Raw genomic sequence first — 12,566 nt, 5'->3', positions numbered from 1 at the left:
TTTTTTAAATAAAAAAATATCTGTTTATATTTCTCCATCAGTTATTGTTTTATATATTGCATACATTACCTTATCAATTAATTTCTTTGCATCATTTATTGTGTTTTTACTGCTAATTTCTACCCTAAGTGCCTTATCACCAAATTCCTGAACATAACATTTGCTCTCACCTAAAATATTTACCCTATCCTTATTTAAAATGTCTCTTATTTTATTTGCATAATTTATATTACTATCATAGTTTTCATTTTTTTCTACTCTTAAAAGTATAGTATCCTTATTTACCATTTTGTCATTCACACATATTTCTAAAATAATATGCCTTCCATTCCCTTTTGTTATGCTATCTATCTTTCTTTCTAATGTCTTCTTATCACCTACATAACCTAAATTAATAAATTTTACCCCCAATCCATTCTGTGAAGTTTCTATGTAGTCTAAAAGTTCCTTTATACTTCCGTCACTAAACCTATTATCACTTGTTGTATAGAGTACAATATTAAAACTGTCCCCTCCTGCAAATGTGTACTCCTGTACTCTTTTTGCTATCTTGTTAAGATAGAGAATAGATAAAACTGTAACTGCAATAATAGTCGTAATTACAAATACTTTAAAATACTTCATAACACCACCTACAAAAATAATAGCTTCATATCTATAAATATGAAGCTATTATTTTACTTATTCTTAATAAAATATGTTATTTTATCTCCTACTCTATTTCCTTCATATAAAAGCCTTTGAACCACATTATTTTTATTCTTTATTACAACATTTGCTACAACCTTAGTATCATTATATGTGTTTGTAACTATTGTAACAACGTAATCAGCATTATCTATGCTATCGACTATTTCAACAGAATTATTTTTTATGGAATCAAAAATATTAAACATATCAACACTTGTAAGGTATTTTGTAACCATATAATCCTTGTCTATATCAATAAAAACTTTATTATTTCCAATTCCTTTTTTAGGTATCCTCTCTATTACATCATCTAAGAGTGAAACATAATATTCCTTTGCCCCTTTAAACATCTCTTTTTTCATTATTCTTTTTATAAATTCATCCTCTATACTATCATCTACATAATATCTATTTCCATCCTCATCAATCAAATTAGGCTGTGTCTCGTCCGTTATTCCTGCAATATATTTGAAGGTTGCTACTTTTTTGTTTGAGTCATAAAATTCAATATAAAAATCTGGTTCAAAATTTGTTTCTGCTGATAAATCCTTTGCTTCGTATATTTTATTTAAAAATCTTTTTATTGAAGAAGCATCAAACATTGTATATCTTCCTGCAAGCCTTGTACTTGTTATAATAATCCTTTCGTACTTAGTCTCTTTTTTAATTTTACCCTCTATCTTGGGATTTATATGTTTAAAAGTACTGCAGGAAGTAGTCAGCCCTATACATAGGGCTAAAATAAATGTTAAAATTTTTTTCACACTATCACCATCCTATAGTTCTTCCCATATAGTACAAATCATAATATTTTCCATTAACCATTACACCCCTTGATATTTTACCCTCAAATTTAAAGCCCCATTTAAGGTATAGACTGATTGCAGGCATATTGTCATCTCTCACCTGTAATTCTACCTTTTTAATTTTCTCTGTGCTTTGAGCCCATTTAAAGAAATAATCCATAAGGCTGTTTCCAACCCCTATATTCCAATAATCCTTAAGAACAGCAATTCCTAATTCTCCTCTATGCATAAGCCTTTTCCTTTGTGATGCAACAAAGCTTAAATTTCCTATAATCTTACCATCTAAAATTGCAACGATATATAGGCAGTTTTCTCTGCTATTTAAACTGTATATTAAACTTTTCTCTTGATCATAATTTAGATAATAATCATCCATACCAAAGGTTAAATTGTCTGACTCTGTGCCTAACCTATTGTACATTGCCACTAATTCCTTTGCATCCCTCTCTTCAGCACGTCTTATACCAAGCTTTTTTCCATTTTTAAGCTCATATATCATCATCACTGTATCACCCTAACTTCTTTTTAACTTGTGAATATTATATACAAAAACTCCGATTATAAACACAAATATACAAATAAATTGTGATGTTGATAAAAACAATACATTTCCTCTTGGGTCGTCTCTTAAAAACTCAACAATAAATCTTCCTACACTATATAGAATCATATAAAGACCAGCTACTTGACCGTTATGTTTTGCCTTTTTAGAAAAATAAAATAGCACTGCTGCAATTAAAAAGTTTCCTAAGCTTGAAATTAACTGTGTAGGTATAAGTCTTACCCCATTTGGTGCAAAGGGCGAGTTTTTAAATACTACTCCAAATGGACTTGTTGTTTCTTTACCATAACAGCAGCCTGCTGAAAAACATCCTATTCTTCCAAGACCTTGTGCTACTGCAATTGCTGGTGCTGCAACATCAAACATTTTTAAAAAATCAACCTTCTTTTTTCTGCAGTATATATATGCTGCTAAAACTCCACCTATTAAACCTCCATAAACTACAAATCCACCCTTAATCATATCCTTAAGCACAACAGGATTTTTTATTACATAAGGTGCTTCTGCTATTATAAATAGAAGCTTAGCACCAATTACCCCTCCTAAAACCCCAAAGATTGCAATATCAAGTACCACATCATCACTTATTCCAACCCTTCTTGCCCTATACATACTAATAATAACTGCCGAAAGAATACCAACAGCTATCATAAAACCATAGCTATATATTGTTATATTTCCTATTCTAAATAATATTGGATGCATAACACCTTACCCCCTTAGCATATAAACCTTTTCTAATAAAAACGCTATTAATAAAATTATACCAGAATATAAAAAAATTGATATACCTGTATAAAAGCCATCCTCCCTAAATTCCTCAAAGGCCTCCTCCATTGCCTCCTCAGTATATGGATTTTCCTTCATATCATAAAAACCATAAAGTGGGCTTTGTCTTCTAATCCTTCTAAGTTTTGCATCTTCGTTTCTTTTATAGAGTTGAGGTATAGCTAAAATCATACTAAAGCCACCAAAGTAATATAGCGTAGTATAAATATTTTTAAATATATCCTTATTTCTTATCAGTGCATATATGATAGAAATAGCAGATAGTACAACAATTGATATAAAAGAAGCAATAAGTACAAATTTAACTCTTTTTTTTATCAAAAATATCTTTTGTTTTTTATCCATAATCCACCTCATTTAATTAAAGTTTTATTCACTATCTCCTCAAATAGATTATAAAACTTATCATTAAAAATTTCATCCCTTATAAAAAAGCTCATCCTAAATACATATCCCTTATTAGTCTTAACAAAATATTCGTAAACCCTATAGTATTTATTGTCATTTCCCCTTCTTACATATTCAAGTAAATATCCATCTTTATTTGCTACCTTCTTATTGTAAATATTAAAAAACTTAAAATCAACTACTCCAGTAGCACTTTTTTTGGAATTTTCCAAATATGTTTCTAAATCTTTTATATTTAAAACTTCAACTATTCCTCTTATACTTCCATCGCTTGATTTAAAATCCGCGTGATATAAAACTTCATTATCTTCAAAATTAATTTCAATATGCTCAAAATTCACAGGTAGATAATATATTATACCATACCTTTCTACTTTAATCTCTTTATAATTCTCTATATTTAAGTTTAAACTTACCTTGTACAGTTTAAAAATTGACAACCAATTTAAAGATAAAATAAAAACTATTATAGATACAACCGTTACTAAAAAAATTTTGTTTTTACCCATAAAACCCCTCCCATTTAAAATTTAAAAAGCCCCATCTGAGTTTTCCTCTATGGGGCTCAAAATCTACTTATCCTTTGGTTTAGGAATCATAATACAGCCATTGTAGGGATTATAGGTCATAACCCACATACCCTTATCCTTTACTTTTATCCACTTAATAAAACCTGTCATACCACTATAGGGCTGAGATTTGACATCATTTTCTCCTTCTATACCGTATAGTAGATATTTAACTTCTCCATCCTTATCATACTTTATTCCAAAGTAGTAGTATCCTGTATTCTTGCAATATTTTAAATAGTTAATATAAGGATATGCCATCTTTATATGGTATATTGCACAATAGTAAGGATAATATTTATTGTCTTTTAACTTAATATCATAGTCTAACTTAACCTTCCACCATCTACAATTTGAGTACTCTTCAGTTATTCCATCTACCTCTTCAAAATCCCTAAGTATCTCCTCGAAATAATTTGCGTGTTTTTGCTGTTTCTTTGTTTTTAGCTCTTCGTTTCTTAAAAATTCTACTTGGGCTGCCTCATCATATATAGTGTCTTCTTCATCTCTTTTATCTTCTTTAACTTCCTCTAATTTCATAACTTCTTTCTTTATTTCATTTTCATATTCAATAAACTTCTCTGCTTCCTTTTCTACAACTTCATCTTTAACTTTAACTTCAACTTTAACCTCTTCTTTAGGTTCCTCTACTGTTCTCTTTTTTACAACAAACCTGTCCTTAAAACTTGCCCTTTCTTTTCCCACATATCCTACAAGTGGGAAATTAGTCTGTTCTGCCTCTACAACTATAGTTGAAACATTAAACTTATCAACATTAAGACCTGTATCTGCTACATTATCCTCCTTATATTCCCACCAAATTTCTCCTCTTCCTGTATCATCAACAGGCACCTCTCCAAGCCTTGCTGTATAGAGTGGATTCTTTGTTGTATCAATTAGATAACATACATATGGGCCCTTTTCTTTAACAAGATTCTGTACATAAACAGTAATCTTACACTTACCGTTCTTGTTTTCAATCTTTGTATATCCCGTTGGCTGCTTATCTATAGCTATTCCAAACCCCTTATCTTCTTCCTGTAATATTATGAAATATCTACTATAACTTTTTTTAGCAGACACTCTTATACCTCCCAGTTAATGTTCATCATTATAGTATATGAACATTAACCGAAAAATTGTCCTTATTTTTTAAGTTTTGTATAAATTATATTAGAAAGTTTAGCAAACTCCTCAATACTTAATGTCTCTCCTCTTCGTGCCTCATCAATATCAGCCTCAATAAACACATTGTGAAGCTCATCCTCCTTAAGCCCTATTGGCTTTAGAGCATTAAAGAGGGTTTTTCTTCTCATATTAAAGGCGTGTCTTACTACATTAAAAAATAAATCTTCATCCACTACGTGATATTTTGGAGGTCTTAAATCCATCTTTATTACACTTGATTCCACCTTTGGAGGTGGTACAAAGCAGTTTCTTGATACTTTACATACCTTATGTACGTCACAATAGTATTGAACTAATATAGAAAGAGAACCGTATTCCTTTGTACCCGGTTTTGCAACTATCCTATCTGCAACTTCCTTTTGAATCATAACTATAATCGATTTTAAAGGTAATTTATCCATTAAAACCTTGGTTAATATTGGTGTTGTTACATAATATGGTAAATTTGCAACAAGCTTAATATTTTCTAACTCCTCTTCCTCTATAAGCTTTTTAAAATCAACCTTTAACGCATCATTATGTATTATTTTTATATTTTCAAAGTTTGCTAAGGTTTCATTTAATATAGGAATCAACGTGTCATCTATTTCAACTGCAATAACCTTTTTACATCTTCTTGCCATCTCCTGAGTTAAAACACCAATACCAGGCCCTATCTCAATAGCAGTACTATTTTCATCAAGCTCTGCAGAATCAACAATTTTATTAAGAATATTTTGGTCTATTAAAAAGTTTTGTCCTAAACTCTTACTGAATTTAAATTCAAAATGCTTTACTATATCTTTAGTTTTTGAAGCAAGACTCATTCTTTTCCCTCCTTTGCTCTATATACAACTCTTTCAAAATCTTCTCTTTTTATACCGTATCTATTTAATCTATTTAGAAACTGTTTTGCATTTCCATATCCTATTCCTAAAATTTTCCCAACTTCATCCCTAAGTTCAGATGCGTTTTCTGTATCAGCAAGTCCGTACTTTATGATATCCTCCATTGTAAACTCTATCTTAGGATTTTCAATCTCTGTTTGAACTTTATTTAAAGCGTCCCTTATGCTCTCTATGCTTGCATTTTCAACTCCTATGTCTCCATTTTTAATAGCTCTATCCCTTGGCATATATGCGTGTTTACATCCCTTTACCTTTTCTGATATTGTTCTTCTTATCTTCTCTCCTGCATAATCAGGGTCAGTAAATATTATAACACCTCTTGTTTTTTGTGCTTCCCTTATCCTCTCTATTGTTTTTTCTGTAATTCCAAAACCACTCGTAACTATTACATCTGCATCAACTGCCTGTTTTACCTTAATTAAATCATCTCTTCCTTCTACAACTATAACTTCTTTAATCAAATTAAACACCTCTTTTATTATACTTCTACACAACCTATTAATTATACAAAAAAATAAGGTGGAAATCCACCTTATTTTAAAACATAAACATCAACATATCTAACTCCCCAGGTTCTGTATTCACGGCTTCCTGGATTAAAATAAAGGTCAATCTTTTTACCCTTAATTGCACCACCTGTGTCCTCTGCTATTGCAAATCCATAGCCAGGAATATATAGCTTTGTTCCAAGTGGTATAACATCAGGGTCTACTGCAACTGTACTATAGCCATCTTCATCTCTTCTTGCTATTGTACCCGTTGCGGTTCTTCCAAATCCAGGGCTTCCAGGCATCTTACCTGTATCTTCGTAGCTTGAAGTATAACAGGTTGCTCTCATTCTAAACTTTTGAACATAGAATATCTTGCTCTCACCTCTTGATATCCAAGCAAGTGTTCCGTATGCTATAACTTTATTTACTGGAGCCTTTTTTACGTTTTGTGCTACAACTTGTCTTGAGATTTCTTTCCCATCTTCATATACTACCTTTGTTATGATTTCCTTCTCTCCATCTTGACCATCCTGTAGAACTTCGGTTGTCCCCTTTGCAAGGTTATTATTTGCCTTTCTTACTATAGTATAAGGTATTCTTTCGGTTTTTGTTATGATTTTTTCTTCTACCCTTGTTATTTTAATATTGGTTCCTTGTTCTACCTTAGATGTTAAGGATGGAGATACTTTGTCCTTTTCATTTAGGACAATACCTTCTTCTTGTAGTACGTCTTCTACCTTGTCTTGAGCAGTTTTTATTGTTATTACTTTACCATCAACCTGGATGGTAACTGGAACTGCTCTTTTTATATTTATAATAGTGTCATCTTCTACTTTACTGTCAAGCCCAGGTGTAACCTTATCCTTGTCTCCTACATTAACATTACAAGACACTAAGACATCCTTAACCCTTGCCTTAAAGGTAGCCACCTTAACTACTTCTTTACCATCTACTATTGTTACTGTTTTCTCTGACTGAACATAAAGAATTAAAAAGGCAACTACACAGGCGGTTACAATGCCTAGAAACCTGGGATTACCTATTATTCTGGTCTTTACCTTAGAGGTCATATTGCTCATATTAACACCTCCTTATTGGGACCAGGGACAACTATCACATTATACACATTTCGACATAATTTGTCAAATGCCCCAGCTTCCCAAGCTGGAAAATTCTTAAATGCCTATACTTGGCATATTTTATATAAAAAATTATAAACAAAAATGATTGCATTTATACACTCTATTTCCAGCACGGAGGCAACTTGTTAATATTATATACAAAAATTGCAAAAAATAAAACCCAATTATTCACTTTTCATTATTTTTTACAAAAAATTAATTTAAGGGCTTATAGATTAAAAGCCCTTAAACCATTCTTATATGTAGTCTCCTCCACCTTTTTATAATCAAGTTCCTTTATCTTTGAAATCTTATCTATTACATAAATTAAATATGAAGAATCATTTCTTTTTCCCCTATTAGGCTCTGGTGCCATATAAGGGCAGTCAGTTTCAACTAAAATATATTCAAGGGGTATATTTTGTACAACCTCCACAGTTTTTTTAGCATTTTTAAAGGTAACTACTCCTGTGAAGCCTAAAAAATACCCAAGTTTAACAACTTCCTTCGCAAACTCATAGCTTCCGGAATAACAGTGAAGAACCCCTGTAACCCCCTTAAACTCTTTAATAATCTTTAAAGTATCCTCGTGGGCATCTCTATCGTGAATTACAACTGGCTTATTTAACTGCCTTGCTAAATCCATCTGCTCCATAAATAGTCTTTTTTGTTTTTCTCTATCGTGGGGATAGTAATAATCAAGTCCAATTTCTCCAACTGCAACAATCTTATTCTTTGAAAGTAAATCCCCAATAACGTTTAAATCATTCTTCTTTTCTGCCTCGTGGGGATGAAGACCAACTGCACCATAGAAAAAGTCATATTTTTGTGCAAGTTCTACTGTATTAAAACACCCTTCAATACTTGCACCACAATTTAGTACAAGTCCAACACCTGCTTTCTTTATTTTGTCTATAACCTCTTCTCTATCTTCATTAAAGGCTTCATCGTCATAGTGTGCGTGTGTATCGAATATCAAGCTATCACTCCTTACTTAACCTGTGCACCAGTTTCTATATCGCCATCAACTGTAGCAAGAACAAGCTTTTCTTTATCTGAAGTTGAAGCTGCTAAAATCATTCCATAGGAGTCTACTCCTCTTAATTTTACAGGCTTTAAGTTAGCAACTAATATAACATTTTTTCCAATAAGTTCTTCTGGTTTAAAGTGTTTTGCAATTCCTGAAACAACCTGTCTTTGCTCTCCACCTAAATTAACCTTTAACTTTAGAAGTTTATCTGCTCCCTCTATTCTTTCACACTCTAAAACCTTAGCAACCCTTAAATCTATTTTTGAAAAATCATCTATTGTAATTTCACTCTTTATAGGTTCCATCTTCTTCTCCTCCTTCTTCTCTTCCTTTTTATTCAACTTTTCAAGTTCCTCAAGCTTCTTTTCAACATCTATTCTTGGGAATAGAAGTTCTCCTCTTTTTACTCTTGTTCCATTTTTAATGTTTCCAAATGTCTTAATTGAATCCCAAGTTAAATCATCAAAGTTAAACTGATTTTTTATTTTTTCTGCTGTATCTGGCATAAATGGTTGTAATAATGTAGTCACAAATCTTATTGTCTCTGATAGGTTGTATAAAACTTCCTTAAGTCTATCCTTGCTGTTTTCGTCCTTTGCAAGAACCCAAGGCATAGTTTCATCTATATACTTGTTTGCTCTTGAAATTAGTTTCCATATTTCATCCATTGCATCACTTATTCTGTATTTATTCATAAGCTCTTCAACTTTTGTTGGAATCTCTACTGCAAGAATCTTTAATTCATCATCATATTGACCCTCTTGTCCTCTTGAAACTTCTCCATCGAAATACTTTTCAACCATTGTTAATGTTCTTGATACAAGGTTTCCAAGGTCATTTGCAAGATCTGAGTTTATTCTCTTTATAAACATTTCATTTGTAAACTGTCCATCTTGACCAAATGGTATCTCTCTTAAAAGATAGTATCTTACTGCATCAACACCAAAATGCTCTGTAAGAACAACAGGATCTACAACATTTCCCTTTGACTTTGACATCTTTCCACCATCAACAAGCAGCCATCCGTGTCCAAAAACCTGCTTTGGTAGTGGTAAATCAAGTGCCATAAGCATTATTGGCCAAATAATTGTATGGAATCTTATTATATCCTTTCCTACAAGATGTACATCTGCAGGCCAATATTTTTTGTATAATGTATCATCTTCACTTCCATATCCTAACGCAGTTATGTAGTTTGCAAGGGCATCTATCCAAACATATACAACGTGCTTTGGATCAAACTCTACAGGTACTCCCCAAGTAAAGGATGTTCTTGACACGCATAAATCCTCAAGTCCTGGTTTTAGGAAGTTATTTATCATTTCATTCTTTCTACTTTCAGGTTGAATGAATTCTGGATGTTCCTCAATATACTTTAGTAATCTATCTTGATATTTAGATAGCTTAAAGAAATACGCTTCTTCCTTCGTCCATTCTACATCTCTTCCACAGTCTGGACACTTACCATCCTTTAGCTGTGTTTCTGTAAAGAAGGATTCACAAGGAGTGCAGTACCAGCCTTCATAATATCCCTTGTATATATCTCCCTTGTCATATAGCTTTTTAAATATGTATTGAACTGCCTTTTCGTGATAATCATCTGTAGTTCTTATAAATTTGTCATAGGATATGTTCATTGTCTTCCAAAGTTCCTTAATTGAAGCAACAATCCTATCAACGTATTCTTTAGGAGTAACACCATTTTTTTCTGCTATTCTTTGTATCTTTTGTCCGTGTTCATCTGTTCCTGTTAAAAACATTACATCATATCCTGTTAATCTCTTGAATCTTGCCAATGCATCTGCTGCAACAGTTGTATAGGTATTACCGATATGTAGCTTATCACTTGGATAATAAATTGGGGTTGTGATATAAAATCTCTTATTTTCCATATCTCTCTCTCCTTTCTATTGTTTATAGACTTATCTGTTTTTGAAATATTATTTATTATACTTTATAATTTTTATACTATAAAAAAGTAAACCTCGCCCCATATAGGGGCGAGGTATCGCGGTACCACCCTACTTCACCTTTCGGCCTTAATTTGGATAACGGCAATGCCGCAACAGCCTACATATCGACTGCTGTGCTCCAGAGCCATCTTCACATAACCCTATGCCGCTGGCTTTCACCTACCCCAGCTCTCTTTTGACACGGTATTATGTTACTCTCTCCTTCAAAGCATTTAACATTATTAAGATTAATGTACAAAATTTGATAGTTTTTGTCAAGACCACAGGGTTAATATCCTATTTATCATCAGTAAAAATTTATTTTGTTTATATACTTCAATTCTATAGGAATGCCCCATAACATCACCTTTTCCAATAGATTTTACAACCAATTCATCTAAACCGTCTCCATCTATATCACAAACTTCCTCCACTATCCTTACCATATAGGAATATCTTCTTGCAGGTCTTTTTCCAAAATTATATTTTATTTTAAAATTAGTATCTAATACCTCAAAGATTTGTATATTTCCTACCTTAAACATCATATTATTTCTTCCAATATTATTTATTAAATATCCACCATCAAATTTAAAAATATTTGTTATATCCTTTCTTTTGATTTGCCTTTTAAATTTATATATAAATTGCCCTTCCTTAAAATCATATTTATATATATTTGTCTTATTTTCACCCTTTGATAAAACAATTATTCCATCCTCAATCATAAAGGCAGATGGTAAAATATCCTCTCCAATTTTACCAAAAAACATTGTGCTTAATTCGCCTTTATTTAATTTATATATTTCAATATCTGCATTTCTATTCAATATTACTATTTCATCTAAACCATCTTTATCTAAATCCCCAGTTTTTATATTCACAACATCTTTATTTTTTATATATTTTTTTGCATATATATCTCCCCAGTTTGAAAATATAATAAGTTCTCCCTTTGGAGTTACTGCACAAAAACTGTCTTCACCTTTATAGTTTATGCTTTCTATGAATTGTATGGGAAAATCAACCTTAAATTTATATTCCCCTATAAATTCATTTCCACTTTTATTTAACCTATATACCTCTGTGTATTTTAGCTTATTTGATATTCTATAGATTACCTTTTTTCCTGCTTCATCTATTATTGCAGTATATCTACGCCCTACAGTTTTAAGATAAAGTTCCTCTTGGGATAAGCTTAAAAGGTTATCTCCCTCAAAGCTTTGAAAGTATTCATCCGATATGGCATATTTTTCAAGTCCAAATTGTCCAATTTCATCTAATAAAAATCTTGAGGTACCCTTTAACATTGAAACTATTAGTAAAAAGTATGAAATATATAGTATTAATTTATTTGTATTTGTTTCCTCCCTTTTTTTATCCACATAGTCCACATAAACGCCTGAGGATATATCGTGAAGGGTTCTAAGTTTTTTGTCAAAAAGGGCATATAGGTAACCTATGTAAAAAAAGCTTGAGGCTATTCTAAATATCTCTCTTTTAAGAGCAATTTTATAGGAATAATCAGAAAGTCTAACCTTTAAAAGCATCATACCTAATGTCTGCCCAAATTTAGCCTGCATAAATACTCTATATATAAATAAAGCAAATAGAGATAGAATATATGCATATGCACCCAGTTCTGATAATATTAAATAAACTATGATAAATACAATCCAATCTATCAAAAAAGCAGCAGAGCGGGAAACAATAAGTAAAATCTTTTCCATAATAACACCTCATACTCAGAGATTTCGCATCTAATTTCCAGTAAAGCTTTTTTCTTTATAGGAAATTAGATTTTTTCTATTTTATTGAAATTTTGGAAGGGAAAAAGGCCGTAGGCCATGTATATAGATACACCTTCCCCCTCCCCATCATAATGAAAAGCTGTATTTCCAATTTTATTATCGACTATGCGGTGTTAAAAATTGGATTAATCCAATTCATAATTATCAACATTTCATCTTTCAAATCTTCTATTATATTTATCTGCAAAAGCCTTTTTTCTCTGAATCCTCGAATGTTTCTAAAAAAGTATAATTGGGTTAAGTTAAAGGCTATTATCATGAA

Annotated in this window: 13 protein-coding genes and 1 other annotated feature; all 13 genes read right to left on the bottom strand. The window is 31.5% G+C overall.

All coding sequences use genetic code 11. The features are described 5' to 3' along the window. Positions 1-24 precede the first annotated feature (24 nt). On the bottom strand, positions 25-624 hold the full coding sequence (locus BUB63_RS03300) for a hypothetical protein (protein ID WP_073247932.1): 600 nt from the start codon (positions 622-624) through the stop codon (positions 25-27). A 53-nt stretch (positions 625-677) separates the two neighbouring features. Beyond that, entirely contained in the window at positions 678-1,454 is a 777-nt protein-coding gene (locus tag BUB63_RS03295; protein ID WP_027309473.1) for a hypothetical protein, read from the bottom strand. A gap of 4 nt (positions 1,455-1,458) precedes the next feature. Beyond that, the gene (locus BUB63_RS03290) at positions 1,459-1,998 is read right to left on the bottom strand and encodes a GNAT family N-acetyltransferase (RefSeq protein ID WP_027309474.1); all 540 of its coding nucleotides are present in this window, start codon (positions 1,996-1,998) and stop codon (positions 1,459-1,461) included. 12 nt (positions 1,999-2,010) lie between these two features. Continuing rightward, positions 2,011-2,763: a prolipoprotein diacylglyceryl transferase gene (locus BUB63_RS03285; RefSeq protein WP_027309475.1), complete on the bottom strand. Its 753-nt coding sequence runs from the start codon at positions 2,761-2,763 to the stop codon at positions 2,011-2,013. A gap of 6 nt (positions 2,764-2,769) precedes the next feature. Next, positions 2,770-3,192, bottom strand: coding sequence for a hypothetical protein (locus BUB63_RS03280; protein ID WP_027309476.1), 423 nt, complete (start codon positions 3,190-3,192; stop codon positions 2,770-2,772). An 8-nt stretch (positions 3,193-3,200) separates the two neighbouring features. Next, positions 3,201-3,764, bottom strand: coding sequence for a hypothetical protein (locus BUB63_RS03275; protein ID WP_051350745.1), 564 nt, complete (start codon positions 3,762-3,764; stop codon positions 3,201-3,203). A gap of 63 nt (positions 3,765-3,827) precedes the next feature. Beyond that, positions 3,828-4,907, bottom strand: a complete 1,080-nt coding sequence (locus tag BUB63_RS03270) for a DUF7922 domain-containing protein (RefSeq protein WP_073247931.1) — start codon at positions 4,905-4,907, stop codon at positions 3,828-3,830. A gap of 62 nt (positions 4,908-4,969) precedes the next feature. After that, on the bottom strand, positions 4,970-5,818 hold the full coding sequence (rsmA, locus tag BUB63_RS03265; protein WP_073247930.1) for a 16S rRNA (adenine(1518)-N(6)/adenine(1519)-N(6))-dimethyltransferase RsmA: 849 nt from the start codon (positions 5,816-5,818) through the stop codon (positions 4,970-4,972). Further along, positions 5,815-6,360, bottom strand: a complete 546-nt coding sequence (rnmV, locus tag BUB63_RS03260; protein WP_073247929.1) for a ribonuclease M5 — start codon at positions 6,358-6,360, stop codon at positions 5,815-5,817. The genes rsmA and rnmV overlap by 4 nt, the downstream gene beginning before the upstream one ends. Before the next feature lie 71 nt (positions 6,361-6,431). After that, entirely contained in the window at positions 6,432-7,469 is a 1,038-nt protein-coding gene (locus BUB63_RS13970) for a ubiquitin-like domain-containing protein (protein ID WP_051350746.1), read from the bottom strand. Between the two features lie 271 nt (positions 7,470-7,740). Then, positions 7,741-8,490 carry a TatD family hydrolase gene (locus BUB63_RS03250; RefSeq protein ID WP_027309481.1) on the bottom strand — a complete coding sequence of 250 codons (750 nt, stop codon included), beginning with the start codon at positions 8,488-8,490 and terminating at the stop codon, positions 7,741-7,743. An 11-nt stretch (positions 8,491-8,501) separates the two neighbouring features. Continuing rightward, complete coding sequence (metG, locus tag BUB63_RS03245; protein WP_073247928.1) at positions 8,502-10,433, bottom strand: methionine--tRNA ligase; 1,932 nt, start codon at positions 10,431-10,433, stop codon at positions 8,502-8,504. 101 nt (positions 10,434-10,534) lie between these two features. Further along, positions 10,535-10,730, bottom strand: a binding site (T-box leader). Positions 10,731-10,768: 38 nt separating this feature from the next. After that, the gene (locus tag BUB63_RS03240; RefSeq protein WP_073247927.1) at positions 10,769-12,223 is read right to left on the bottom strand and encodes an RDD family protein; all 1,455 of its coding nucleotides are present in this window, start codon (positions 12,221-12,223) and stop codon (positions 10,769-10,771) included. Between the last annotated feature and the right edge of the window lie 343 nt (positions 12,224-12,566).

Origin of the sequence: Caloramator proteoclasticus DSM 10124, from assembly GCF_900129265.1 — a bacterium.
Taxonomy (GTDB): Bacteria; Bacillota; Clostridia; order Clostridiales; family Caloramatoraceae; genus Thermobrachium; species Thermobrachium proteoclasticum.
Note: the sequence above shows the minus strand (reverse complement) of the source record. Positions and strands in the feature narration are given on the sequence as shown.

Excerpts from the sequence above, each read along its gene's own strand:
- BUB63_RS03280 (WP_027309476.1), bottom strand. The coding sequence starts at position 3,192 with ATGGATAAAAAACAAAAGATATTTTTGATAAAAAAAAGAGTTAAATTT.
- metG (WP_073247928.1), bottom strand. The coding sequence starts at position 10,433 with ATGGAAAATAAGAGATTTTATATCACAACCCCAATTTATTATCCAAGT.
- BUB63_RS03290 (WP_027309474.1), bottom strand. The coding sequence starts at position 1,998 with ATGATGATATATGAGCTTAAAAATGGAAAAAAGCTTGGTATAAGACGT.
- BUB63_RS03285 (WP_027309475.1), bottom strand. The coding sequence starts at position 2,763 with ATGCATCCAATATTATTTAGAATAGGAAATATAACAATATATAGCTAT.
- BUB63_RS03240 (WP_073247927.1), bottom strand. The coding sequence starts at position 12,223 with ATGGAAAAGATTTTACTTATTGTTTCCCGCTCTGCTGCTTTTTTGATA.
- BUB63_RS13970 (WP_051350746.1), bottom strand. The coding sequence starts at position 7,469 with ATGAGCAATATGACCTCTAAGGTAAAGACCAGAATAATAGGTAATCCC.
- BUB63_RS03275 (WP_051350745.1), bottom strand. The coding sequence starts at position 3,764 with ATGGGTAAAAACAAAATTTTTTTAGTAACGGTTGTATCTATAATAGTT.
- BUB63_RS03300 (WP_073247932.1), bottom strand. The coding sequence starts at position 624 with ATGAAGTATTTTAAAGTATTTGTAATTACGACTATTATTGCAGTTACA.
- rsmA (WP_073247930.1), bottom strand. The coding sequence starts at position 5,818 with ATGAGTCTTGCTTCAAAAACTAAAGATATAGTAAAGCATTTTGAATTT.